This window comes from Corynebacterium sp. HMSC073D01 (assembly GCF_001815555.1).
In the GTDB taxonomy this organism is placed as follows: Bacteria; Actinomycetota; Actinomycetes; order Mycobacteriales; family Mycobacteriaceae; genus Corynebacterium; species Corynebacterium glucuronolyticum.
In genome coordinates this window covers 1-25638 of the sequence record NZ_KV821035.1, presented here as the reverse complement: position 1 = coordinate 25638, position 25638 = coordinate 1, and the positions used below count along the sequence as shown (strand labels likewise).

Sequence of the window (25638 nt, the reverse complement as noted above, 5' to 3'; positions counted from 1 at the left end):
GGGCGGTGGGGTTTTTCCACGCCACACACGCGTTCGACAAGCGCCCCACTCGCGCACCCGCCCTCCTGTACATTGGCCACATGAACCGAAAACTCATTGGCTTTTTCAAGCCCCTCAAGGAAGACGGCGCCCCCAACGCCGACGAGATCTACAACGCCATCAAGGAGGCGACCAGTTGCACCGACACCACCGACGCCAACGAGCAGGATGAGGCCAAGTAACCTACCCAATATCAGACCCGCTTCCCTAATAGAACATAAGAATGTGGGAGTGGGGGCACCCATCCCGCTCAAAAAAAACCTGGTAAACGGACATTGTTCAGGTAATGCCAATTTAGTTAATGCTCATTAAGTTCTTTTTCTATAGGCTGTGACCCATCTGTCACGCAACTGTTGAAAGGATTAGAACAATGAGCACCCTCACCCGCTCCCTCGTCGCTGCCACGACCGCAGCCACCGTCAGCCTCGGCAGCGTTGTCGCAACGGCAGAGGATACCTCCTCCGTCGAGCCCGCACCGGAGACCGCCACCCGCGACGCCTTCGGCGGTGGCTGGACCGGTAACCAGGCTTACGGTTACGAAATCGGCCGCCTCATCGGACACATGCACAAGGACGGCTACGGCGCCATGCCCGACACCTACGAAGCAGGCCGGATGGCCGGCGGTTCCGTCACCGACCTCGGCATGACCGGTGACGAGGCGTCACCGCCACCCAGGCCGGCTGGGGCATCTTCGCTCTCGCTGGCCTCGGCAGCATCTACAACGCAGCCAAGGGCGCAGGCCTTATCTAATAAGGCAAAAAGGGGCAGTTCAAACGAACTGCCCCTTTTTGACGAGCAATACAAGTCGCATTCGAAGACACGACAAACCCATGCCCGATGTCGACACCACCACCAAATAGTTAGCCCAGAAAAAGCAATTTCAGCATTTTCACTACCTGTGACGTCAAAATCCTATAAACTGTGAGCCAGCTGTCAGTAAGCTCCAGAAATGGTTTGAAATGATTACGTTTTCTCGGTCAGTCGTGGCCGCTTCCACCGCTCTCGCCGTCGGCCTTGGCGACGTAGTCGAAAGCGCAGAGTCAGTAAGTGAGGATTACGCAACACGTGATTCGAGATCGGATGTAAGTGGATGGGGAACCATTCCGAACACCAAGGGGGCCATAAAAATGGCCGCCGGATCCATGGATAATCTCGGAATGAACGATGACCAGGTGTGGGACACTTCCCAAGCAGGCTGGGGCCTCCTTTGGACCGCCCTTGCCCTCATTGGTGTCGCCGGAATCTACACCGCGGCCCAGCAGGCTGGCCTCATCAAGTAGAACCCACCCGACAAGCACGCACCGCCATCCGGACTCCTCCGCCTCCCCACTCAATAGGGAGGGGTAGTTCAGGGAAGGCGGTGTATGCCTACCCAAGATGTAAGACCGTCCAGCACATCCGCACATCGCACGTCATCCCCCACCGAAGATAGAAGCACTGAAACGTCATCGCCACACACAACGCACCGCACCAAAGTTGTAACTTGATACGCTCTCCCCATCATGACTACCCCCACAAAGAAACAGTAGAACCAATTAGTCTCTTCCCCATTCCGCCGTTTTCCTATAAACTGTGTAAGGTCTGACATCAACCTTCAGAAAGGATTCGAAATGAATACAATTTCCCGGTCAATCGTGGCCGCTTCCACCGCTCTCGCAGTCAGCCTCGGTGGCGCAGTGGCAAACGCAGAGCCAGCAAGCGAGGATTACGCAACGCGTGCCTTCGACAATGATGCATACCAGGGCGGGGAGCTACTGATCGAATTCTTCAAGAATGGCCAGGGTGCCATGCCTATGACAGAGGGAGCCATGAAAATGGCCTCGGGTTCCATCACTGACCTCAAGATGACCGGTGAACAGACCTACGCTGCCAGTCAGGCCGGCTGGGGCCTCCTCTGGACCGCCCTTGCTCTCATTGGTGTCGCCGGAATCTACACCGCGGCTCAGCAGGCTGGCCTCATCAAGTAGAACCCACCAACAAACAGGCACCGCCACCCGAACTGCCCCCTTCCTCATCCGGTAGGAAAGGCCAGTTTTGGACAGGCGGCGCCTTTTTATGCCCGTCCTCGAGGATACAGTTCTGCGCATATTTCCCCAGCGCATCCGTACAAAGCGCACGATCTCCCACCAAAACAGAAGCACGCGCTAAAACATCATAACGACCCTCAACGCCCCACCCCATAATGCGCCCACATTCTGTTACTCCCACCGCCATCTTTTTCCTATAGCCTGTGCGTACCCTGACACAAGCTTCCAGAAAGGATTTAAAATGAATACATTTTCTCGGTCAATCGTGGCCGCTTCCACCGCTCTCGCCGTTAGCTTTGGCGGCGTAGTCGCAAGCGCAGAGCCAGTAAGCGAGGATTACACAACACGTGTTTCGAGCTCGGATCCAAGTGGATCGGGAGCCATTCCGAACACCGAAGGTGCCGAAGATATGATCTACGGATCTGTGGACAATCTCGGAATGAGAGCTGACCAAGCGTGGGACGCTTCCCAAGCAGGCTGGGGCCTCCTTTGGACCGCCCTTGCTCTCATTGGTGTCGCCGGAATCTACACCGCTGCCCAGCAGGCTGGTCTGATCTAGTAGAGCCCAGCACAAAGGGGCAGCTCATCGTGTGAGCTGCCCCTTTTTCCTTTGGGTTTACTTGGTGGCCTGTTCGATCATCGGGGTGAGTTTCTCGATGGCGTAGGTCGTGGCCTCGGGGATGCCGAGGGAGAAGGCGCTGGCGATGTCGCCGTCGACAACGAAGGCGCGGCCGTCGGCGGCAGCGGGGACCTTGTTCCAGCTGGGGTCGTCGGTAAGTTGGGCCGTGTCGATGAAGATCGGGAAGGCGGCGACGATGGTGTCGAGCTGCTCGGCGGACAGCTGGATGGAGAATCCACTGTCAGCGGATTTCAGGTCTTGCACCTTCGGGTTCTGGGTGAAGCCGAGCTTCTGGAGGACGTCGAGGCGGGCAGCGCGCCCATGGCCGCCATCACGCCACAAACATCATTGCCAGACGCACGAGCCACGGCCTCGGTATGAGGTCCACCGTCGAGCGCATCCGCGACCTCCCCTGCGTCCTCATCGATACCCCCCTCACCGGCACTCCGGTCGCGCCCTACTCGTCCGTTGTGAGGTAGGGGGTTGTGGGAGTGTTTTGCGGAAACATGCTGGCGTTTTAGTGGCTGCACACAAAAGGTACCAGTATTTCTGGTAGCCGGTTTTACCAACAAGCCTGGCAGTCAGGGGCTGCTACCGAATCACGGTAGGTTTTGTCACAGCGGGCGTGACCTTACAAGCCACATTGCGTGACCGTTTCCCACCCCAGTTTTGAACCCTCCAACACATTAGTTTTATTCTATGTTTTGGAGTTTCTCCATCACCATTCGAAAGGCACACAATGCGTTCTTTGTCCACATCCCTCCTCGCAGCCTCCACCGCCCTCGCCGTGAGCTTCGGTGGCGTCGTCGCCCAGGCCGACACCGTCGCCCCGGAGGACACGCCGTCCGTCTCCAACGAGTACGCCGACCGTGGCGCCATCACTAACGGTATCCACAGCCTGCAGGCCATCGGCATCTTCGCCACTGAGGGCACTGGCACCATGCCCAGGGCCCAGGAAGCCGCATCCTTCGTAGCGGTTCCATCAGCGACCTCGGCACGACCGGCGAACAGGCCTACTACGCCACCCAGGCAACCTGGGGCATCCTGTGGACCGTCCTCGCCCTCATTGGCCTCGGCGGCATCTACAACGCAGCGAAGGCAGCCGGCCTCCTCCGCTAACAAGCGGAGCGCAACTAACAGCTACCCTGAAAGTCCAAAAAGGAATTTCCAACAGACCAACAATTCCACCGGATACCGTTCCGGTGGTATTTTGCTAATCGCCAGCTGGGTCCTATCACTCGACATACCACTGTTATCTTTTCAAGCACAGCGCCCACGACCATCAATTTATCTACACTAACAACTAAATCCGACGAAAAAGTGTTTCCAAAAGTGGTTCAATACCTCTTCTCTGCTTTTACAACACGTTCTTTCTACAATAAGTAAAACTTGCACGTCGCAAAATGAGGATACAAAGTAGATAGCAGGAAAGATAATGAATATTTACGCCGTTCATCTAAGTGACCGAGCCCTGAACCGTCATTTTAAATTGATGACCCTAGCCTCTGACTTCGCCAGGCAAGCCAATTTAGTCGTTTGTAGCAGCCCGTATGAACGATTACGGCCAAATCTTTCAAACTATGATGCGACTAACGGCACTGAAAACCTACCGGATCCTTTACGGCATGCACTAAAACAGCAAAAGTTCTCTGCCCTCGCGGGTTACGCTATATGCCACCGCCGAGCAGGCAAAGCAGCTAAACGAACCCGGTTACACTCCACTATCTGCCAGCACGCTCGCGCGATCGGGTTTAGAGGGCTTAGCTATTTTCCTCTATTCAAATCTCGCACCCCCAAATGATGACCAAGAATTTTTGGAGCGGATGTACCGAATCCACAACAAGGGGCTCAGAGATTTTAATTGGAATAATAACCCGACCGCTAAAGGAAGGCTAATCAAGTTCTTTTCAGATTGGTGTAGCGCGCAGGGGATGCGTGCAAATCCTAAGTTCGACCCGAGGAAGCTCGTTGCCTCGTACGTAGATATTGACCCTGACCCCTACGGGTATTTATCTGACTTCATTCACGCTAACCCCATTGTGCTCGGGCTTTCCATGATTTATGCCCAAGAGCGTCTTAATTTTAATGTTCAGTGGGATTTCAAAGCCGTTTCCATTTTATTACAAGTCGGAATACCTACCTTAAAAGAATTCGCTATGCAATACCCAACTCAGATCAGTAAGTCACCCTATTTTGAAAAGAGCATGGAATTAGGCGCTAAGGCTGAAAGACTAATACGCAAACAAGAGCGGAAAAGTTGGGGACAACCAAAGGACATTCCTAATAGAGACGACGACCTATAACTCTGCCCCTAGCCAAGAGATGGTTTTGCGAATACCGACGCACACACTTACTCACCGCGCGTTTTCTTCGTTGCTCCGAAGAGAAATATCCATCACTAAGTCGAACCTGCACAATCAGGTTCTGGCCCTCGTCACCAAGTCGTTTCTGCCAAAAGCCAGCGCGTTCATCAGTACTACCGCCGAACACTACTATTTCGTCGCTTTACCGATCCACCTTGACCATAAGTTCTCCGACAAGCTTTCAGCCTCCATACTTTAGAAGATAAGGAGGTTGCTGCTACCAAGACCGAGACCAACCACACCTCTGGCACCAATGCCCCCACCCCCTCGATTAAGCCCTTAACCACGAGATTTAGAAAAAATCGCACATTAATTTAGTAGCATAGAAGCAGCCCCCCTCTATCATCCTTAGGAGCTTCACTTATGGCCATGCTTACGTGGGATCAATTCATGATTCCGGTTCTTCGAATTTTGTCTGACGGAGAACTCCGTCGTCGCCGGGACATCGTGGAACAAGCGCAGGATGATGAAGGGATAACCACCGAACAGCGGAATGAGATCCTGAGCTCCGGTCAATCCAGGCCAGCTAACAGAGTGAACTGGGCAATCAGTTATCTATCTAGGGCTGGTGCAATTGAGTCGCCGCAACGCGCCCTATGGAAGATCAATGACCGTGGGCAACGCCTGCTCCGCCAGTTTCCAGATGGGCTCACCAAGAAGGAACTTTTCGCTGCGATTAAGAGCAACGAAGCTGACCTATGGGGCACTCAACCGGAAGACGATGAAGCTCCCAACTCTATTGACATTGAAATGGAGACCTCCACCGAACTCGATCCTTATGAGCAGATCGAGGAAGGCAGCGAACGAAATCATCAGGCAGTCGCCGCAGAGCTTCTAGAAAAATTGCACCACAATGACCCCGAGTTTTTCGAACAAGCAGTGCTCAAACTGTTAATTGCCATGGGATACGGAGGAACGTTTGGAAAGGCGCTGCACACGCAACTGAGCAACGACGGTGGGATTGACGGGATCATCGATCAGGATGCTCTTGGCTTATCCCGTATCTACGTGCAGGCCAAGCGGTACGACCCCAAGCAGACCATTGGCCGCCCGGCCATTCAGGGCTTCGTCGGTGCGCTCCAGGGGGCACAAGCAACTCAGGGTGTTTTCCTCACAACTGCGTCGTTCACCAAGGGCGCGCGTGAATACGCAGAAGGCGTGCAATCACGTGTTGTCCTCATCGATGGGGAACGACTTACACGACTCATGATTCACTACGGTGTCGGTGTGCAGGTGAAAAATACCGTGCAAGTTGTTGAAATCGACGAGGACTTCTTTGAGTAGGCGACAAACTCGAAACACTTTGCCCCATTGCAGCGGGCAATGAGTTCGGCAGCGTTTCTGTCTAACCCACTCACCACAGTTCCCGCTAAGAGAACCCTTTCTCAATCCCGCAGGATTCATTTTTCAATGTATGAACTGCGAGAATCGCTGACGCTAACCTGCTAACCTTTTTAATTAATCAGGTAAAAATATCAGCGAGGAGTACGAGCGCCGCCATGTCGCAGCACAATGACTTTGAATTTCGTTCGGGGGACCTGCGAGGATGTCTGCAATACAGCGGTGGAACTACCTTCGCCCTCGCTGCAAATGGCATCCTCGTCATCTAAGGGGGAACCCTCGAAAATGCTAGTGACAAGTATCTTCCCGCTTTCGATATTTACATCAGATGCGATGGTTTAGGAATCGATCTTTTCCCACCTATCTCCATCCGTTCCGATGGGCTCGACCCTCACGAAGTTGCTCACGTTTCGTTACTAGACGCTTCGCGACCCAATACACAGATGTTGGGGCAGGTGCGGAAATCGACATTTACTGATCTACTCATCGCGATAGTTAACGGGTATACCGTGGCTGAGATTTACGCCCCGATACAGGTAATCGCTTACGACCCGGTGTTTAGCAACCGCCCGCTTTTCGAGTCGCTGTCTACACTTGTGGAGCCTGACAATCCGGTGCTCATCGACACTCTCCGTTCCGTGTCGGAACTCGTATTGCAGAATTCCGGGAAGGTGCTCACATCGCCCGACCAAGCAAATGCTCATCGTAGTTTCGCCTCCGAGGATCCTGCGGGTCATCCCCCGTCGGGCTACGCTGTTGTCGACCTTGAGACCACAGGCTTCACCAAGACAGATCGCATCATCGAGATTGGCGTTGTGCTCACTGACCTCGATGGACAGATCGAAAAAACTTACACCACGCTCATCAATCCCCTGCGAGGCTTTAGCAACACCGACATTCACGGCATTAGCGAACGCATGTGTAGCACAGCTCCCACCTTCGACACAGTTGCAGAAGACATTGCCTCGCTCCTCGACGGCCGTGTCTTCGTGGCACACAACATTGGATTCGACTCGGTTCGACTGGACCGTGAGCTGACCGAATGCGGCATTGAAGTTACCCACCTCAGTGATGGATTCTGCACTATGAAGAACTCGTCAGCATTCCTCGGTAATTCCGGCCGTTCCCTCGCCGCTGCGCTCGAAGCCGCCGGGCTAACGAATGACAACGCCCACTGTGCGCTCGACGATGCCATCGCAACCGCCAAACTCCTTGGTGCACTTCTACGATTTGGCGCACGATCTTCGCACTGCCCCGCGATGCAGGTCACCACCGATATTTCCCCGCGTCACACCCCCACTGTTACCCGTGAAGCGATGGAGGATAACGACTCCCAGAGCTGGCTTTCCCAAATCATCGGTCAGCTCCCTCTCACAGGCGAAGCCGACCTGGACGAGTTCATGCAGCTACTCGATGCTGCGATGTTTGACAGGGAGATATCCGTTCTCGAGCGTATGGAGCTCAACAGGCAGGCGGTGGCTCTTGGACTGAGTCAGCAGGACATCGACCGCGCACGTACGCAGTACCTGCGGCAAGTCATCCGCATCGGCCTATCGGATTCCGTTCTCACGGACGAGGAAATCGATGGCATTAATCGCGTCGCCGAGATTCTCGAGATCCCCGCCGAAGATGTGAAATCCATGCTTAATGAGCTGGCGAGCTCCGCCGAGGACAACGATGTTCACGCCTTTGCTCTGCACCCCGGAGATCGCGTCACCTTCACTGGTGCAACGAGCCACCGACCCCGCAAGGAGTGGGAGAAAGTCGCCCGCGCACACTCCCTCACCGTTGCTGGCATGGCAAAGTCCACCGTCGTCCTCGTCGCGGCCAATCCTGACACCATGAGCTCCAAAGCAAAAACTGCCCGTGCGTACAAGATCCCGATTATCAGCGAGGACGGCTTTGAGCGTCTGCTCCATGAGTTAGAGCGGCTACTAGATAGCTAGCGGTGCACAGCGACACAAAAGAGTAACGTAACGAAATCCAAAGCAGGTGCACGGTCCAGTAGTCGAAAAACGCGGTTTGTACCTACTACCCCCAGGTCCCACTCGTGCCCGTCATGAATACGGTGTCATCAATCACGCCACCGACTTGTGGGCGCGGTGAGATCTCGGCAGGCAGCACCACCATCACCGACACACCACAATCAGCAGCCACCCCGTACCACGACCTAGCAATCAGTGAGCCCCGTGTACCCCCACGAGCCCCTTAAACAACGCCTGCGGACCCAGATCCACCGGTGCTACCTGCCCCGCCTGCGACATTCCGATCCACGGACAGCCGATGGGCTTCGGGCCGGTGTGAAGGTGAAGAATACCGTGCACGTTGTTGAGATCGACGAACACTACTTTGAATAGGAAAAAGTGCAGCCCGGATCGTTGGACTGCACTTTTGGCTTATTTCAATTAGAGGGTCATCGCCTGGCGGGCAGCTCCCAAGGCAACGTACTCGGCGGCATCGGGAACGACGACGTCGACTCCCAGGATTTCTGGCGCAAGGACGCGGACCGCCTCGAGGCGGGCGCCGCCACCGACCATCTGGACCTTGTTGATTTCGGCACCAGCGGAGCGCATCGCGTCCATGGCACCACGCATGAGGTTCAGGAGGCCTTCGACCGCAGCACGGGCGACGTAGGCGGGGGCGCTGTTCTCCAAGGTCATTCCGGTGAGAGAGGCGGTGGCATCGGGAAGGTTCGGAGTGCGCTCACCCTCGAAGTATGGGGTAAGCGTCAGTCCCTTAGCCGAGTCCACGGAGAGCGCGAGCTCGCTGAACTTTTCGTAATCCACGCCGAGGACTGCTGCCATGGCATCGACAATGCGGGAGGCATTAAGGGTGCAGGCGAGAGGGAGCCACTGACCAGTAGCATCGGCAAACCCGGTGATGACTCCTTCGGGGTCGACGACAGGTTTTTCTGAGCGGAGCGCCACAACACCGGAAGTGCCAAGCGACAACATGGCCTCGCCGGGGTGGAGCTGCAGTCCCAAGGTGGCACCCGCATTGTCACCGCAACCGGGCCCGATGGCGATATCTCCCCACCCGCGTTCTGGATCGCCGTGGCCGATGACCTCAGTGGGGCCGGCGACGCGTGGCAGGATGATGGAGTCCGCGGAGTCGATCTGGAGCGCACGGGCGAGCAGATCACGATCGTAGGACTGGTCGGCAGATGGGGTTTTGAAATAGCCCGTGCCAGAAGCATCGGATCGATCTGTGGCGAGATCATTAAGATCCGTGCTGCCTGAGAACTTCCAGGACAGCCAGTCGTGCGGAAGGCAGACCGCGGCAATCTTAGCTGCGTTGTCCGGTTCATTCTGAGCGAGCCAACGCAGTTTGGTGATCGTAATGGACGCCACGGGGACAGAACCTGTGCGGTAGACCCATTCCTTCACGCCGAGGGCGTAGTCTCCACCACCGAGTTCGTTGACAAGGTCGGTTGCGGCCTGTGCGGAGCGGGTGTCGTTCCACAGGAGAGCCGGGCGAATGACTTCGCCGCTTTTGTCCAGGCAGACCATACCGTGCTGCTGGCCACCAAAGGAGATGGCTCGGACATCGGCAAGCGCGCCAGCCTTGTCCACGGCTTTAAGGAACGCATCCCACCAGAAAGCGGGATCAACTTCCGTGCCGTTCGGGTGGCTTGCGCGCCCTTCACGGACGATGGCACCAGTCGCGGGGTCAACAATGACGACCTTTACAGACTGTGTGGACGAATCGACGCCTGCAACATACGGTTTCATGGCCTGACCTTTCTTCTACGCAGCGATTTTGGACTTGTTCGCACGATTGCGGAGGTAATCCTCAATCTCCTCCAGCGTACGGTTACGAGTTTCAAACACGTAGTACTTAACGAAGAGCACGCCGAGGATGCAGGCGACCGCGTAGCCGAGGAACAGCGTTCCTGTACCGAAGCCGTTGAGGAGTACCGGGAAGGTGAGGGACACCAAGGCGTTTGCCGTCCAGTTGATCGTACTGCCGAGAGAGTTACCCAAGCCGCGGATGTTCAGCGGGAACATTTCGCCGATCATAATCCACATGACCGGGCCCCACGTGCCCGAGAAGAAGGCGATGTAGATGGTCAGGGCGACTGCGCAGATGATGGCTGCGGTGTGAGATTCACCGGAGGCCTTCATCGCGAAACTCATGATGCTGAGGGAAACGGCCATGCCGACACCACCGAGGATGAGCATGTGGCGCCTGCCGATGCTATCCATGTATTTCAGGGCGATGGCGGTGACGATGACGTTGAATACTCCGATTCCGATGTGTGCCAGAAGTGCTGCGGAAACACCGAATCCCACGTCCGTGAAGATTGTTGGTGCATAGTAGAGCACCGTGTTGCAGCCCATGACCTGCTGGAAAATCGCCAAACCGAGGGCGGCAACGAGTGCCGGGCGAACGTCGCGACTGAACAGGTCAGCCCAACGTCCGTGACCTTGGCGAGCCTGTTCCTGGATGCCTGCGAGCTGGGTTTCTGCTTCTGCAGCATCTCCCTTGTAGATCTGCTCGAGAATGCTGCGGGCGGCGGTGAGGTCCCCGGTGCGAACAAGATAGCGGGGGCTTTCCGGAAGGATCAGCGCGCCGAAGAAAAGAATAGCTGCCGGTACGGCTGCAAGCCCTAGCATCCAGCGCCAACCGTGGATGATATCTGCCAGCGCGTAATTAGAGATGTAGGCGAGCAGAATACCCGTCATGACCATGAGCTGGAAGAGACCCGACAGTGCACCGCGCTTGCTTGCTGGGGCGAGCTCGGAAAGGTAGGTAGGAATCAGCGAGGATGCGATCCCCACACCAAGACCAAGGATGACGCGGGAAACAAGGAGTGTAACCAGACCGAGCGCCACGCCGGAGCCGACGGCACCGATAAAGAAGACGATCGATGCGGCCAACAGCAGTTTCCTGCGTCCGATCCGGTCCGAGAGCGGTCCGATAATGATCGAGCCAAGGACGGCACCGAGGAGAACCGAACTGACGACCCAGCCCTGTCCCCATTCAGCGAGGTTGAGCTCGTCTTGAATGAACAGAATGGCACCGGAAATGACACCGGTATCGTAGCCAAAGAGTAGTCCTCCGAGGGAGCCGAAAAGATAAATCAGCCCCATCGACATCTTCTTATTCATGGTTAGTCTCCCTACTTGTTGGCGCTGCCCAGAGCGTTGACAATGTAGTTGTTGATGGTCACCTTGACGGTTTCCATGTGGTCAGAACGCGTAGCTGCGATGAGCTCAGACTGCGGGATATCCAGCGAGTGCTCCTCGAAGGTGGCCAGCGTGGAAGAGGAATCTGCAACCTTTGTGCCAATACCCTCGTTGTAAGAGCTGTAGCGGTCTGCCACAAGATTCTCGATGTACTTGTCCTCGTGCATCTTGGCTGCCACGATGAGGCCAGCAGCGAAGGCATCCATGCCGGCGATGTGGGAACGGAAGAGGTCCTCCGGGGTAAACGAGGTGCGGCGCGGCTTGGAGTCGAAGTTCAGGCCACCGCGCGGTCCGATGCTGCCTTCTGCGAGGACTTCCCACATGACCGATGTCGTCTCGTAGAGGTCCACCGGGAACTGGTCGACGTCCCAGCCGATGAGCTTGTCGCCCTGGTTGGCATCGATAGAGCCGAGCATGCCGGCATCGCGGGCGACGCGGATCTCGTGCTGGAAGGTGTGGCCAGCGAGGTTGGCGTGGTTGCCCTCGAGGTTGAGCTTAAAGTCTTGATCCAGGCCGTACGTCTGCAGGAACGCGATGGTGGTGGCAGCGTCGAAATCGTACTGGTGAGTGGTGGGCTCCTTCGGCTTCGGCTCAATGAGGAACTGGCCGTCGAACCCGATCTCATTGGCGTAGTCCTTGCCCATGCGGAAGAAGCGAGCCAGGTGCTCCTGTTCCTTCTTCATGTCCGTGTTCCACAGGTTCTCGTAGCCCTCGCGGCCGCCCCAGAACACGTAGTTCTCAGCACCGAGGCGCTTGCCCACCTCGAGGCTGTGCTTGAGCTGTGCTGCCGAGTAGGAGAAGATCTCCGCGTACGGGGAGCTGGCAGCACCAGCGAGGAAGCGCGGGTTATTGAAGAGGTTGCACGTGTTCCAGAGGAGCTTGATGCCCGTTTCCTTCTGGTACTCCTCGATGCGGTCGACGACCTTGTCCAGGTTGGCGTTGGTCTCGCGGAGGGTGTCGCCTTCCGGTGCAACGTCGCGGTCGTGGAAGCAGAAGTATTCGACACCGAGCTTCTGGTAGAACTCGAATGCGTATTCAACCTTGGCGAGAGCGAGGTCCATCGGGTCGGTGATGTGGTCGTACGGGCGGACGGCGGTGCCGGCACCGAACGGATCGACGAGACGGGCGTCGAAGGAGTGCCAGTACGCAACGGCGAAGCGGAGCCACTCGGACATCTTCTTGCCGGCTACGACCTTGTCTGCATCGTAGTAGTGGAAGCCGAGGTCCTGCTTCACATCGGCGTTACCGACAAACGGGATCTTTTCTACGTTCCAGAGGTCACCCATGACGAATCCTTTCGGGGATGTAACCGCCACAGTCTCCGAACGACCCGTAGCGGTATTTAGTTTGTTTACTTTCCTTACTAAGTATGGCGAAAGGGTACGGACTAAGTAAAGGACTTTTACTTAGTTGTACCCATTTCGGGGGTGAAAACGGGGGTTTAGCGCCGTGCGATGTTCCGTAGGGCACATCGCAATGTGCCTAAAGCCACTGCGCGGGGTTATCAAACACCGGCCGCAGCGTCATCCGGCACGCCCCCAACACGCTCGCCTCCCCCGGCGCCTCCGACGCCTCCAGCGCCACCTCGCCGACCTCGTTAACAAGCGCCCGCCCGCGGAGCGTCTCCGCCAGCGGCCCCGCAATGTGCGGCAACAGATCCACAAGGTAGCCCGCAAGCACGACCTTGTTAATATCCAGCACGTTCAGCGCGTTGGATAGCGCAATCCCCAAAAGCTCCCCCAGCTCCCCTGCCGTCTCCTGCGCGTCCGGGTCCTGGAACAGCGCCCCAATCGTCTCCGCAATGTGCGTAGTGGACGCGACTCCCGCCCGCTCCTGGAGCGCCTTCCTGGATAAGTACGCCTCGATACAGCCCTGTCGCCCACAGCGACACAGTGGCCCATGCCGATCCACCACCGTGTGACCGATCTCGCCGGCCCAGCCATTCAGCCCGCCATACACGTGCCCGTCCAGCACCACCGCGCCACCGATGCCCGTGGACGCGCTGACGAATAGGAACGACTCCCCCGGGTGCTCGTGCACCTCGAACAGCACCGCCAGCTGATTGTCATTGAACGCCGAAAACGTCTCCTCATCCCCCAGCTCATCACGCAAATCCCTGATAAACGGCACGTCGAACCAATCCAGGATCGGTGCCGACAAAATCGTCTCCTCGTCGCTATCCGTGCGCCCCGGGATAGCCAAGCACAGGCCGAGGTCCCGCGGCGCATCCACCCCGCCGGCCGCACACACCCGGCGCGCCGAATCCCGCAAGCCCCGCACGAGCGCCGCCGACTCCCTCACCACCTCTCGGTAATCCGCGCTCGGCACGTCCAGTGCGAACTCGTTGCGGGCGAGCACCCGCCCGTCGAGCCCCATGGCAACTGCCCGAATTCGCTTCCACATAATCTCTAGCCCTACCCCAAAGCACGCGTACCCCTCCAGCTGCAGCGGAATCTTCGGCCGCCCCATCACCCCGGCCACGGCCTCCCCTTCGACGACAAGCCCCGCCTGCACGAGTGAATCCACAAGCTTGGACACCGTCGGCTTGGTCAGCCCCGATGCCGCCGCCAGATCCGCCCGCGACACCGCAGCACCCGCCGATCCGATCAGCCCAAATACCCGTGCCATATTTCGGTGCCGCAGATTTCCTTGCCGCATTCCTTCCAGCCTTTCACTAGCCCCCTCCATTCAACTTACCCAACCCGCCACATGAAAGTAAAACACATTAACTTAGTTTGCGCAGACCGAAGCGTTTCTTCGTTAGCGCTATGGATGCGCCAGAGTTCTGGGATGACATCTCGAGAGAATTTCACCCCAACGCAGCTCACGAGTGGACGATGACAGTTTCTTCCAAAAAAGCGCAGACCCGATAGCTATAATGCACGTTCACATTACCCCAAGGCGAGTTATAGCTAGAAGACTTGTGACGCATGACAGCGCTTAGCAAATTCGAACCGTACAAGTTTACGGAACAGAAAAACAGCCCTTTCTGCATCTACATGCAGAATTCTTTTCGGGATGCTCCAGGAGACTATTTTAAATTAGGATGTATTAATTCCATTCGGCTTTCAAAACCATTCTTTACTGCCTGAACTGCGCAGACGACGGAAACTCACCTGATAAGATTTTTTGCTTAGATATCTGTAGCGCGTGAAAAGGAGTTTAAGCGTCACCATGTCGCAACTCGATGATTTTGAATTTCGTCTGGGCGAAATTGCTGGAAATCTGCATTACCGTAATGGGACGAATTTCGCATTGGCGCATAATGGTGTCCCCGTTGCATACAGCATTACCTTCACAAACCTCAGCGACTCGGTAAAACCAGAAATGGATGTCCACATCGCATGCACATGTTACGGCGAGGATCTCTTCCCACCTTCGACCATCCACGTTCCTAGTCTCGGCGCATACGAAACAACTAATCTGTCGCTCACCGATTCAACAAAGCCAAAGGCATCTCTTCTCTGGGAGCTGCAAGAATCGGATTCAACAGACATAACGCTCACTTCCAGTGCGGAAGGGAAGAAGAAGGAAATCTCAGTTCCGCTACGGCTACTTGCTTATAACGAATGGTTCAATAGTCATCCGTTTTTTGAGTCGCTTGCCGCTTTTGTGCAACCCAATGATTCAAAACTGATCCCGCTGTTACGTTCCGCTTCTCAAGCCTTAATAAAGGAAACTGGGTCTTCCTCGCTCAATGGCTATCAGCAAGGTTCCAAACACGCTGTTGAAATCGCCGCGGCCATTTATGTAGCGCTTGGGCAAGAAGGCATAACTTATATCACCCCACCGGCTTCTTTCGAGAACACTGGCCAACGAGTACGCAGCAGCTCCGAGGTCATCCTGACCAAGTTTGGCACGTGCATCGATCTTTCTATCGCTTTTAGCGCTGTCGCTGAGCAGACTGGGCTGCATCCCGTCATTATTTTGCTTAAAGGCCATGCCATGACAGGCATTATCACTCAAGATCAATTGTTGCGGAAGCCAGTGATTGAGGCTACAGCGGAATTAAGAAATCTCATTACAAGTGGCACGGTTCTACCCATCGATTCTGTGTCTCTTACCAGCGACACCCCACAATCGTTCAGCAACTCAGTAAGCCAGGCACGGCGCATCCTAGATGAGGCTTTCGAGAAGGATGAGGTATACGGCATTGTTGACATTGCTTCTGCCCGTCAAGATGGAATGCGCCCCCTTAGCAGCGGCGGGAAGGACAGCTACGGGGAAGAGGAGATCTCCACCGGCCGGCGCAACAAGTCTTCATTTGGAAAGCTAGGAAACCTTATCCATTACGCTGACGAAATTGCCTCAAGCTCTAGACTGTCAACCGAAAAAGTTCCGCCACGCATTGCCAATTGGATGAAGGAACTCCTCGACTTAACCTTCAAAAATAGGCTTCTCAATACGAAACCTGGCGCGGAGGTCATTGAGCTACTCACTGGAGGGGGAATCCTCCCGCATGTGGATGATCTCATTCACAATGGAACTAACCTTGCAATCGAACCTCACGATGCAATTTCCCTTAACAAACGCGCTCAGGGTTTTTCAAATGTTCGAGAGTTCGGACCAGAGTACCGGGAAGAGCAGCTGCTCAAAAACAATCGCATTTTCGCCGATATCACTGAAAAGCAGTACAAAAGTAAGCTGACCAAACTGAGCCGAACAGTAGCGACGCTTCGGGAAGAGACTGGCTCGAGCAACTTCTATCTTGCCCTCGGAAGTCTCCAAATCCCATATACCAAGGGGAGTGCTAGCGCGCCGCTGTTTCTCATTCCTATCAAATTCACTGGTGGAAAAGGAAATAGCCGATTCGGTATCCAGATTGACAGTAGCCAGGAGGCCACTCCTAACCACTGTCTCGTGGAATGGTTACGGCAAAATCACGATCTCACGATTCCAGCACTGGAGCACCCATATCAAGACGAATCAGGACTAGATATCGCGCGGAACATCAGCGAAATTTCTAAACAACTTGCTGATTCCGCAGTCGACCTCGAAGTGACTGAGAATGCTTTTATCCTCATCGCGAAATTCTCCACGTACGGAATGTGGAGAGACCTTAAAAACAATTGGCGAGATTTTGAGAAATCACCCGTTTTCCATCACCTCACCCATAACCCTGGAAGGCCGTTTGAGGATCCAGCCGGCAATGAAGACTTGAGGGATATCGACGTAGTTGAAGGCGAGGTCTTCCTCCCTATTAGCGCCGACGGAGCTCAGCTCAAAGCCGTTGCAGCTGCAGGTTCCGGACGTAGCTTCGTACTGGAAGGACCTCCCGGCACAGGTAAGTCGCAAACCATCACTAACCTCGTAGCGCATTGCCTCGCCGAAGGGCAGAAAGTTCTTTTTGTTGCAGAAAAGCAAGCAGCTCTCGACGTGGTTAAGTCGCGATTGGAAAGTATTGGACTGGCCCCGTTCACTCTGGACCTCCACGGCTCAGACCAGCACCCAGATCTCCTTCGCAAGAAGCTGCGCGACTCGATCGACACTGAGCTCATTTATAACAATCGCAGATGGAAATCCACGGTCGTTGAGTTCCAGTCACGGATCCAACCTCTTACACAGTATCCGGAGCAAATTCACACTGCCAATGCGATCGGATATTCCTTGTGGACAGCCGCGACAGAGGAGATTATGTGCGGACACGGTCCTACGCTCCCCGTTCCGCGTTCTTACGTAACTAACCCGAGCGAGGATGTTTCTTCACTCGGCGAGAAGTTCCACCAGCTTTCGCTAGCTGCAATTGAGGTTAGTCGCGAGAAGGCAGGACTGTGGTTCCTCGCAGGTCCGGGTGTACGGAATGTTGACTCAAACGACATTATGGACGCGTGGAGCGAACTATGGTCCGCTTATACTGCCGTGCAGCAAAATGAAGTAGCTAAGAATATTGCTACTCACTATTCCAAAGACTTCCGCAACAGTTACGAAACTGCCATCGCGCGGATCCTTGAAATTACCGCTGAGAGGAAACTTACTAATAAGCAGCGAAAGAAGGCAGCAAGTTCATTAAGCTACATTGAGAGGCTTGCGCACGAAGCCGACATGCTTGCGGCGGAGGCCAAGCCTGTAACCGATGCTTTCTCGGTTTTCTTCCTCCGCTCTGGCAATGTTCAGGAGCTCATCGATGCAGGTGAAGCAGCACAGCAGGGGTTTTTTGGCAAAAAGAAACGGTTGAAGCATTTCTACGACCTGTGCGCAGCAGCTTGCAGCCCTGCCTTTTCGGCCGCGGTCATGAGCGATGATCCTCCAAGCCCGAATACAATTCTCTCGCTTGCTCGGAAAATTCCAACAATTCGTACTGCGGATACAGATTTCCGAGGTCAGCTAGCTGCGATACAGGAGACTGCGCACCTGGCGGATACATCAGTAGCAAGTTACGGAGCTGCGAAAGGGCTAAGACACACTGCTGAACTCATCAGCAAACAGATTGCTACTGCAAAAGAATTCCCGAATCTCTTTGATCGTTCTCCTAATACATTGAGAAATGCGGTTCCTCTAGCTGATCGGTACTACTCCGCTTGGCAGAATTTCCTTACTACCCTCACCACGAGTGATGAACAATTCAAGTTGTGGTTGGATGGTAAGCCGTGGGCTTTAGCGATAAGGGATCAGCTCCCGAAGTGGAAAGCCGATATCGATGCTAACGGAGTGAGCACGCTTCGTAATGTTGCACAGTGGAATGAAGCTGCTGTGCCGCTTTCAGAACTTGGCTTTGAGGAAGCTGTGCTATCGATTTTGGGAGGAGAAGTACCTCTCTCGGAAATCGATATGGCTCTCCTGCGTGGTCTGGCTCGGGCCTCGCTTGTTGAGCGCATTGGCGCTTTCAAGCTTGATAACTTCAGCGTTGCGGAGAAGGATGACCAGCTCCTCAGGCTGAAACGTGCTGTCAAAAAACTGCAAAGTGAGCTCAAGAAGTCCCTTCCTGCCAAACTCCAAAACCAGCGCCACTTTAAGCCAGGTCGAGTGAGCGGAAAGACAGGCGACTTGCGCAGACGGCTGGAATCTAAACGAAAGATGCAGTCATTCAGAAACTTGTTTAATGACTATTCTGAACAGATTCTGGACATCACCCCCTGCATCTTGGCAAGTCCAACGGCGCTAGCACACTTCATCGCCCCCAAAGCAGCAGCTTTTGATATCGTCGTTTTCGACGAAGCATCGCAGGTTACGGTCGATCAAGCAGTGGGCGCGCTTGGGCGTGGGAAATCTGCCGTCATTGTCGGCGACAGTAAGCAAATGCCACCTACGAGCTTTGGAAAAGCTAGTTCAGGGAATATTACCGACGATTACGTCTACGAAGAAGAATCAGATCCTTCTGATGTCGGAGATCTGGACTCCATTCTCACTGAGGCTGTGGAGTCAGGGTTCCCCCGCCTGTGGCTTACGTGGCATTACCGATCGCAGGATGAGTCCCTCATCGCCTTCTCCAACAAGAGCTACTACGACGGGAAGCTAGCTAGTCTCCCTTCACCGGGTGGCAGTACTGCTGAGGGGGTCACGGTTCACCGAGTAAATGGGCAATTCCTCAGAGCAAACACAACGACGGGGAAACGAAAAAACACCAACCCTATTGAGGCACAGGCAATCGTTGAAGAAATCACCCGACGGCTTAATGATCCATTCACCTCTGAAGAATCCATTGGTGTGGTGACCTTCAACGTCCAGCAGCGGGATCTCATTTTGGATCTGCTTGAAGCCTCTGAAGATCCTCTAGTGCATGAGCATTTGCAACCCGGTCCCGATGGCATTTTTGTGAAGAATCTGGAAAATGTCCAAGGTGATGAACGCGATGTTATCTTGTTCTCAGTTGCGTTTTCCAAGAAGGAAGACGGAGGACCAATGCCCCTCAACTTTGGTCCTCTTAACAGGATGGGTGGGGAGAGAAGGCTCAATGTAGCAATCACACGTGCTCGACGCTCAGTGGTCATGTTTGTCTCTTTCGATCCGCACGAAATAGACCCCACGCGAACAAATTCTCGGGGACTAAAAGATCTCCGTGAGTACATTATCCAAGCGCAAAAAGGGTTCAGCAGAACGGATGACAGCACTGAACGCCTTTCGAAGAGTGAAACTGATGACCACATTCGCGACGCCATCGCCAAGGAGCTGAGGAAGCACGGCTGGGTGGTCCAAGAAGAGTACGGGCTTTCTAGCTTCAAGCTCGATTTGGTTGTTCGCCCTGAAAACGACGAACGCTGGCACGTTGCAGTCATCCTCGACGGCCCACGGTGGAATACGCTCCCGACCGTCGCCGATCGTGATCTCACTCCCGAGCTGCTCAAGCCGTTAATGAGTTGGGCAGGACTCGTTCGTGTCTGGTTGCCCGAGTGGATTCATAAACCGCAGTCTGTCATCACCCGAATTGAAAATGAGATTGCTAAGGCACAGGAAGTTCTTGCTGCGCGCGATGAGGAGGCTGAGGAGGAAAATCTCCGGCGCGAGCTGGAACTGGAAGAGAAAAAATCCGCTGCGCTAGACAATTACGCTCAGCAGCTCCAGGAGGAAGAGGAAGAAGAAGATATCGAAAATGAGGAGCTTTCCATTGGTGCCACTGACTCCTCTGAGCCTTTCGCTTTCTCCAGCCCGCTCGATGAGACCATGACTTCGCCCGTTTTCGACGCCGTGGTAGCTGACCCCCCTGTCAGCGAGCACATCGTCGCTGATCTGAGTGATTACGGGGAAACTGAAGAAGAGATCGAACTACCCAGCGAGCAGTCAGAGAAAGAGCTAACAAACGAAGAGTCAGTAGTAACTGAACGCCAAGTAACCGAAACAGTTCCCTCCTTCACTTCCTTCGAGTCTCCGCAGGAGAAAGAAAACATCCAAAAGCGGAAACTCATTTTTAAGGAACCACAGGTTAGAAACCTAGGAAAACGAGCCGAATTACAATCGGGTGTCGGCGCAGCCGCTAAATCAAAGCTCAAACCCGTAATCAGGAATATCATCTCCAATTACGGACCGATGGAAACCACGAAGCTCTACAGTCACATTGCGAAATGCTTCGGCTTATCAAAAGCCGGTGCAAATATCAGGCATAATATCGCAGCGGCTATCCCCGCTGATTCACGAATTACTGAGCGGATCGATGGAGAGGGGTTCATTTGGCCTAATCATATAAACCCCCAGACATGGATTGGTTTTAGAGCATCCTCGATCCCGCGTTATCTGGCATCGATTCCGCTGGAAGAAATCGCGAATGCTATTGAATACTCCAGTTCAGCCCTGCGCTACGGATATGGACTCTCCGCCGATGAAAGCGAAATGGTCTATAACCAGGTGCTCAAGCTTTTTGGCATCCAGCGCGGCTCAAGTGTAGCTGAGCAGCGGTTCAACGAGGCCCTACTTCTGGCTTCGGAACGAGCCCGTAAACGCCGAGAGGTGAAAAAACAACCTAGCGTTGCTCTATCAAGCCCTAAAACTAAAGGAAGGACGGGTGCCTCGCCTTCCCCCACCGCAAGTGACAAAACGACTGGCTTGAAGCCCGCTGTGGGTGACGTTTCGATCTCATCTAAGCTGATCAACACACCGGAGAACGCAAAGCACAAACCTACCCTCGGCTTTGCCGTTCTCAATGTGAAAACTTCAGGGATTTCCGAGAGAGATCGAATTATCGAAATTGGGATTGTCTTGGCTACTCTCAACGGGAAGGTTGAAGGCACGTACACCACGCTCATCAATCCTCGAAGGAGCTTCAGCGATTCTGCTATTCATGGCATTAGCGAGCGCATGACTGTTGCTGCTCCAGTCTTCGAAGAAGTTGCAGATGACATTGCTGAGCTGCTCGATAGGCGAATTCTCATCGCTCATGATGCTCCGTTTGTGTCTAAGCAGCTCGGACGCGAATTCTCACGTTCGAATGTCAAGGCAATTCATCTTAACGACGGTTACTGCACGATGAGCCACTCCCCGAAGCTACTCGGTAGTAGTGGTAGATCTCTTTCTTCTGCACTTGACGCAGCTGGGCTAAAGAATGAACATTCGCACTGTGCACTTGATGATGCAATGGCTACTGCCAATCTCTTGAACGTGTTACTTCATAAAGGTGCGATTGCTGCGAAATACCCTGCAATGCAGTTTGTGTCTGCTATTCATCCTCGTCGAACGCCTACGGTTACCCGTGAATTCGTGGAGATGACAGAATCTACCAGCTGGATATCGCAGATTATCGATCAACTGCCGACCAGCGGGGAAGCCGATATTGACGAGTTTATGCAGCTACTGGACATAGTCATGCTCGATAGAGAAGTTTCTACTCATGAGCGACTTGATCTGTACAAGCAAGCAGTAAATCTTGGCTTGAGCCAGCAGGACATCAATCGCGCACGAATGCAGTATCTACGACAGGTCATTCGTATCGCGCTTTCTGACTCAGTTCTCTCCGAGGAGGAGATCGAAGATATCAATCGCGTGGCTGAAGTATTGGAAATCGACCAGGGAACCGTCTCCAGGATGATATCGGCAATGCAACGCTCCTCGGAGACGAGCGATGCCCCTACTTTTGCGTTGCAGCCCGGAGACCGTATTGCCTTTACAGGCCCCACTGTTCTCCACTCCGTCGGTAGTTGGGAAAAAATTACCAGAAACCACTCACTGGTAGTAGCTGATCTGGACAAATCAACAGTAATTCTCGTTGCTGCTGACCCCGACACAATGAATAAAAAGGCTCAGAAAGCCCGAAACTTTAAAATCCCCATCATCAATGAACAGGGATACGACAGGCTTCTCCGTGATCTGGAGAGTCGCCTCGAGGAATAGCAATCCGTAATGAAACAAAGGCGCGCACTGTAATCAACAGTGCGCACCTTTTCCGTCAACGGCCAAGGGGAAAGTCGGTACCGCAAATTAGTTCCTCACAAAATTAGTTCCTCAGCTCATCGCCACTCGGTCGCGTCTAGACGTATGCCGGTGCGCGTTTCTAAGAGGCACTCCCCCACATCCCACTCGTACCCGTCATAAACACGGTGCCATCAATCACGCTACCAACCTGTGGCCGCGGAGAGATATCAGCAGGCAGCGCTACCATAGTCGGCACGCCACAATCAGCGGCCACCTTGTACCAGGGCCTGCCCGTCAACTTGTTCTGAGCAACAGTGACCTCTTCCACCAGCCCCTTGAACAGCGCCTGTGGCCCCAGATCCGCTGGTGCCACCTGGCCCGCCTGCAGCATCCCGATCCACGGGCAACCGATGAACTTCGGGCCAATGAGCACCTCTTCGGGAACCGACGGATCATCCTTGAGATGCGTGTCTTCCTTCTTAATCGGCGTCTGGTTGGCTGCCCACTCCTCCACCGAGGAATACACTGTCACATCAGAGGCAATGGCACCGAGCTGCAGCCCGTCACACCGCACCGGCGCGCCTATCGACTGCAGCGAATACAGCGGATACCTGTGCGGATCATCAACGCTCACGAGAAGTCGCGTCTGCAGCACACCTGCCTTGTCAAAGACATCCGCCCACACGAGCCCCGGTGTCACCTGCCACGCGGCGACACTCACCGGCGTCGCCCCGGTCACCGCGAAGCTTTCCGACGTCTGCCCCGACAGCGACTCCATGAAGCAGATGCTCACCCCCGACGGATCCTTGTACACCGACACGCGGTTGAAGTTATCCGACGCCCCCACCGACTCGACCGGCGCATCCATCACCAAGCGGTACGTCTGCTCCGCCGAGGAGTAAAAACCCATTGCTTCCAAAAACTCAAGCTCCATGGGTTTCATCTTCCCACAGCGAGCGCGCACGCGCTTGCTACTTCGGCCTCGATTCACAGGCCACACCGTCACCGTCGCGGTCGAGCTTGCTGGAATACCCCGGCTCACCTTGCGAGATCGGGCCACCGACCGTATTGCCAACAACCCTCGGAGGTTGCAGAGGAAACTGATGATGGGCTCGCCATGGTCACACGCTTGTACCTCGGCCACGACGCGCGCTTGCCCGAACTGGCCGCCCCCAACCAGCCCATTGGTCAGACCCACTCCGGCGCCCTTGTCAGCCCCGGCACCGGCGACAACATGGCTGCCTCCCTCGGCCTCGACTTACAGCCCGGCGACGTGTGCATCTCCACCGGCACCTCCGGCGTCGCCTCCACCGTCTCCACGGCAAGCGCCCACGACGGCACCGGCATGGTCACCGGCTTCGCCGACACCACCGGCCGCTACCTGTCGCTGGCCTGCACCTTGAACGGCGCGAAGGTCCTCGACTTCGCCGCCCGCATCCTGAACGTGGACCACAACGGCCTGTCCGCCCTCGCCCTGCAGGGTGAGCCCGGCGCCCACGGCGTCAGCCTCCTGCCCTACTTCGATGGTGAGCGCACCCCCAACCGCCCCGACGCCACCGGCGTCTTTAGGGGCCTGACCACCGACACCTCCCGCGAAGACATCGCCCGCGCCACCGTCGAGGGCATCCTCTGCTCCATGCGCGACGCCATGGTCGCCCTCGAAGACGCCACCCAGCAGGAGACCAACCGCGTCCTCCTCATCGGCGGCGGCGTCCTCGTCCCCGAACCCGGCGAGTACGTCGCCATGGGCGCCGCCCGCCAAGCCGCCTGGGTGCTATCCGGGCAGGCCCTCCCACCCGCCTGGGCCACCCAAGGCACCCCCAAACACTACGAAGCAAACCCCGACACCAACACCGTCGCCCGTTACGAGGAGCTGCGGGATAAGACGGAGGGGTGGTAAAGACCACGGCAGAGGGAAAACCACCATCCAACCTGCCAACATCTCCGAAGGAAACCGATAACCTTAGGTACATACGAAACAACTCCAGTAGAAAGTGCCTGAGGTAACGCGGATGACCGACAAGTCACCAACCAGTGATGATTACCGCCCCGTTGTATTGCGGGTTTTGTCCAACGGCGAGACTCTAGCTTTTCGTGAGCTCCACGAAAAGGTCGCCGACGCGATAGGGCTCGATGAAGCGACGCGTGAAGAGCTCATCCCGTCTGGCCAAGCCAGGTACATTAACCGCATTGCTTGGGCGTGCTCGGGGCTCACCCAGGCTGGTCTTTTAAACCGTCCCAAACGTGGCCATTACGAGATCACCGACGACGGCAAGGTGGTAGATTCCCGCAACCTTTCCAAGTACTCGGAGATCGATATGCTCGAGTGGCCCGTCTGGCAGGCTTATCAGGACGAAATCGCCGCGCGAAAGAAAGAGACCTCCGCCAACTCCAACGCCGATTCACAACTAGATGAGAGCGAATCCAAGAGCCCCAGTGAGGTCATGGCCCACACTGAGCAAATGTACAACTTAAAGGTTGAAACCGAACTCCGCTCTCGCCTCCAACAAGCCTCACCGGAGTTCTTCGAAAAAGCCGTGCTTGAGCTCCTGTGGGCCATGGGCTACGGTGGCGCCAAAGGCCATAAGGTTCATGTGGGTAAGCCCCACGACGGTGGAATCGATGGCATTATCAGTCAAGACGCTCTCGGCCTCACCAACGTCTACGTCCAGGCCAAGCGCTACGCGGACAACAACCGCGTCGGCGAGCGCGAGATCCGGAACTTCTTCGGATCCCTCGATGCCAAAGGCGCATCCCTCGGTGTATTCATCACCACCTCAAGTTTCCTCCCCTCTGCCGAAGAGACCGCCAAAGGCTACCGCCACGGCCGCGTCATCCTCATCGACGGCAAAGCCCTCACCCGCCACCTCCTCGAGTACGGCGTCGCCGTCCAGAAGAAGCAAGAGTTCACCCTCTACGAGATTGACGAAGACTTCTTTGATGAGGAAGAGAGCTAGATCCGCGGCAGACTGAATCCCTAATCGACCCTGACTACCTGTGGGCCAGAATCGTTGACGGCTACCAAAAACACCATGGCATCGTCCTAGATGGCAGCATCCGCCGGGTGGACACCAACACCCTGGGAGAAGCGACAACTTCTCCCAGGGTATCAAGAAACGATAACGAGTCATTCCAACAAGAAACCCACGCTACCGCACGACCTAGGCTACCTCCTACATCCGTAACGCATGGTCAATCCCGGATGAACTATGGATCAACAACCAAGGAGTAGTGCGTATCTGCGGACATGGGCTCTACGTCGGGTTGCGGTTTAAAAACCGAAA

General features: G+C 55.2%; 19 protein-coding genes. 12 read left to right on the top strand and 7 right to left on the bottom strand.

Annotated elements, in window-relative coordinates:
- Nucleotides 1–80 precede the first annotated feature (80 nt).
- From HMPREF3044_RS13080 to HMPREF3044_RS05520, 5 genes are all read left to right on the top strand, one after another.
- Nucleotides 81–221 carry a hypothetical protein gene (locus HMPREF3044_RS13080; protein WP_168167236.1) on the top strand — a complete coding sequence of 47 codons (141 nt, stop codon included), beginning with the start codon at nt 81–83 and terminating at the stop codon, nt 219–221.
- A gap of 188 nt (nt 222–409) precedes the next feature.
- The gene (locus HMPREF3044_RS05530) at nt 410–964 is read left to right on the top strand and encodes a hypothetical protein (protein WP_070739819.1); all 555 of its coding nucleotides are present in this window, start codon (nt 410–412) and stop codon (nt 962–964) included.
- 34 nt (nt 965–998) lie between these two features.
- Nucleotides 999–1319, top strand: coding sequence for a hypothetical protein (locus HMPREF3044_RS12895; protein WP_141759642.1), 321 nt, complete (start codon nt 999–1001; stop codon nt 1317–1319).
- Between the two features lie 330 nt (nt 1320–1649).
- Complete coding sequence (locus tag HMPREF3044_RS05525) at nt 1650–2006, top strand: hypothetical protein (RefSeq protein WP_070739816.1); 357 nt, start codon at nt 1650–1652, stop codon at nt 2004–2006.
- 301 nt (nt 2007–2307) lie between these two features.
- Nucleotides 2308–2625, top strand: a complete 318-nt coding sequence (locus HMPREF3044_RS05520) for a hypothetical protein (protein WP_070739812.1) — start codon at nt 2308–2310, stop codon at nt 2623–2625.
- A 57-nt stretch (nt 2626–2682) separates the two neighbouring features.
- On the opposite strand, the gene HMPREF3044_RS05515 is transcribed toward HMPREF3044_RS05520, so the two are convergent.
- Nucleotides 2683–3027, bottom strand: a complete 345-nt coding sequence (locus HMPREF3044_RS05515) for a substrate-binding domain-containing protein (RefSeq protein WP_070739809.1) — start codon at nt 3025–3027, stop codon at nt 2683–2685.
- 397 nt (nt 3028–3424) lie between these two features.
- Between HMPREF3044_RS05515 and HMPREF3044_RS12890 the strand changes: the two genes are divergently transcribed.
- The 4 genes from HMPREF3044_RS12890 (at nt 3425) to HMPREF3044_RS05490 (ending at nt 8335) form a co-directional block, all read left to right on the top strand.
- Nucleotides 3425–3985, top strand: coding sequence for a hypothetical protein (locus HMPREF3044_RS12890; protein WP_141759641.1), 561 nt, complete (start codon nt 3425–3427; stop codon nt 3983–3985).
- A gap of 523 nt (nt 3986–4508) precedes the next feature.
- Nucleotides 4509–4988, top strand: a complete 480-nt coding sequence (locus HMPREF3044_RS05505) for a hypothetical protein (RefSeq protein ID WP_070739803.1) — start codon at nt 4509–4511, stop codon at nt 4986–4988.
- Between the two features lie 429 nt (nt 4989–5417).
- Nucleotides 5418–6332: a restriction endonuclease gene (locus HMPREF3044_RS05495; RefSeq protein WP_338128117.1), complete on the top strand. Its 915-nt coding sequence runs from the start codon at nt 5418–5420 to the stop codon at nt 6330–6332.
- A 566-nt stretch (nt 6333–6898) separates the two neighbouring features.
- Complete coding sequence (locus tag HMPREF3044_RS05490) at nt 6899–8335, top strand: exonuclease domain-containing protein (protein ID WP_070739794.1); 1437 nt, start codon at nt 6899–6901, stop codon at nt 8333–8335.
- 459 nt (nt 8336–8794) lie between these two features.
- Here the strand turns inward: HMPREF3044_RS05490 and xylB are convergent, their stop codons facing one another.
- The 4 genes from xylB to HMPREF3044_RS05470 form a co-directional block, all read right to left on the bottom strand.
- A complete protein-coding gene (gene xylB / locus HMPREF3044_RS05485; RefSeq protein ID WP_070739791.1) occupies nt 8795–10120 on the bottom strand; it encodes a xylulokinase in 1326 nt (441 codons plus the stop codon).
- A 15-nt stretch (nt 10121–10135) separates the two neighbouring features.
- Entirely contained in the window at nt 10136–11500 is a 1365-nt protein-coding gene (locus tag HMPREF3044_RS05480) for a sugar porter family MFS transporter (RefSeq protein ID WP_070739788.1), read from the bottom strand.
- Nucleotides 11501–11511: 11 nt separating this feature from the next.
- Complete coding sequence (xylA, locus tag HMPREF3044_RS05475; RefSeq protein WP_070739785.1) at nt 11512–12864, bottom strand: xylose isomerase; 1353 nt, start codon at nt 12862–12864, stop codon at nt 11512–11514.
- A 196-nt stretch (nt 12865–13060) separates the two neighbouring features.
- The gene (locus HMPREF3044_RS05470) at nt 13061–14206 is read right to left on the bottom strand and encodes an ROK family transcriptional regulator (protein ID WP_246820904.1); all 1146 of its coding nucleotides are present in this window, start codon (nt 14204–14206) and stop codon (nt 13061–13063) included.
- Nucleotides 14207–14752: 546 nt separating this feature from the next.
- On the opposite strand from HMPREF3044_RS05470, the gene HMPREF3044_RS05465 reads away from it, so the two are divergent.
- Nucleotides 14753–22333, top strand: a complete 7581-nt coding sequence (locus HMPREF3044_RS05465) for an AAA domain-containing protein (protein WP_070739780.1) — start codon at nt 14753–14755, stop codon at nt 22331–22333.
- Between the two features lie 160 nt (nt 22334–22493).
- Here the strand turns inward: HMPREF3044_RS05465 and HMPREF3044_RS05460 are convergent, their stop codons facing one another.
- Nucleotides 22494–23288, bottom strand: a complete 795-nt coding sequence (locus HMPREF3044_RS05460; RefSeq protein WP_246820902.1) for a hypothetical protein — start codon at nt 23286–23288, stop codon at nt 22494–22496.
- Nucleotides 23289–23325: 37 nt separating this feature from the next.
- The gene (locus HMPREF3044_RS12580; RefSeq protein WP_246820908.1) at nt 23326–23406 is read right to left on the bottom strand and encodes an excalibur calcium-binding domain-containing protein; all 81 of its coding nucleotides are present in this window, start codon (nt 23404–23406) and stop codon (nt 23326–23328) included.
- Nucleotides 23407–23471: 65 nt separating this feature from the next.
- On the opposite strand from HMPREF3044_RS12580, the gene HMPREF3044_RS05455 reads away from it, so the two are divergent.
- The gene (locus tag HMPREF3044_RS05455; protein ID WP_070739774.1) at nt 23472–24254 is read left to right on the top strand and encodes an FGGY-family carbohydrate kinase; all 783 of its coding nucleotides are present in this window, start codon (nt 23472–23474) and stop codon (nt 24252–24254) included.
- A 112-nt stretch (nt 24255–24366) separates the two neighbouring features.
- Nucleotides 24367–25311, top strand: coding sequence for a restriction endonuclease (locus HMPREF3044_RS05450; RefSeq protein ID WP_070739772.1), 945 nt, complete (start codon nt 24367–24369; stop codon nt 25309–25311).
- Nucleotides 25312–25638 lie beyond the last annotated feature (327 nt).

Bases quoted from the DNA above. Each gene is read 5' to 3' on its own strand.
- HMPREF3044_RS05460 (WP_246820902.1), bottom strand. From the start codon at position 23,288: ATGGAGCTTGAGTTTTTGGAAGCAATGGGTTTTTACTCCTCGGCGGAG.
- HMPREF3044_RS05525 (WP_070739816.1), top strand. From the start codon at position 1,650: ATGAATACAATTTCCCGGTCAATCGTGGCCGCTTCCACCGCTCTCGCA.
- xylB (WP_070739791.1), bottom strand. From the start codon at position 10,120: ATGAAACCGTATGTTGCAGGCGTCGATTCGTCCACACAGTCTGTAAAG.
- HMPREF3044_RS13080 (WP_168167236.1), top strand. From the start codon at position 81: ATGAACCGAAAACTCATTGGCTTTTTCAAGCCCCTCAAGGAAGACGGC.
- HMPREF3044_RS05505 (WP_070739803.1), top strand. From the start codon at position 4,509: ATGTACCGAATCCACAACAAGGGGCTCAGAGATTTTAATTGGAATAAT.
- HMPREF3044_RS12895 (WP_141759642.1), top strand. From the start codon at position 999: ATGATTACGTTTTCTCGGTCAGTCGTGGCCGCTTCCACCGCTCTCGCC.
- HMPREF3044_RS05520 (WP_070739812.1), top strand. From the start codon at position 2,308: ATGAATACATTTTCTCGGTCAATCGTGGCCGCTTCCACCGCTCTCGCC.
- HMPREF3044_RS05495 (WP_338128117.1), top strand. From the start codon at position 5,418: ATGCTTACGTGGGATCAATTCATGATTCCGGTTCTTCGAATTTTGTCT.
- xylA (WP_070739785.1), bottom strand. From the start codon at position 12,864: ATGGGTGACCTCTGGAACGTAGAAAAGATCCCGTTTGTCGGTAACGCC.
- HMPREF3044_RS05455 (WP_070739774.1), top strand. From the start codon at position 23,472: ATGGTCACACGCTTGTACCTCGGCCACGACGCGCGCTTGCCCGAACTG.
- HMPREF3044_RS05530 (WP_070739819.1), top strand. From the start codon at position 410: ATGAGCACCCTCACCCGCTCCCTCGTCGCTGCCACGACCGCAGCCACC.
- HMPREF3044_RS05465 (WP_070739780.1), top strand. From the start codon at position 14,753: ATGTCGCAACTCGATGATTTTGAATTTCGTCTGGGCGAAATTGCTGGA.
- HMPREF3044_RS12890 (WP_141759641.1), top strand. From the start codon at position 3,425: ATGCGTTCTTTGTCCACATCCCTCCTCGCAGCCTCCACCGCCCTCGCC.
- HMPREF3044_RS05470 (WP_246820904.1), bottom strand. From the start codon at position 14,206: ATGGCACGGGTATTTGGGCTGATCGGATCGGCGGGTGCTGCGGTGTCG.
- HMPREF3044_RS05480 (WP_070739788.1), bottom strand. From the start codon at position 11,500: ATGAATAAGAAGATGTCGATGGGGCTGATTTATCTTTTCGGCTCCCTC.
- HMPREF3044_RS05450 (WP_070739772.1), top strand. From the start codon at position 24,367: ATGACCGACAAGTCACCAACCAGTGATGATTACCGCCCCGTTGTATTG.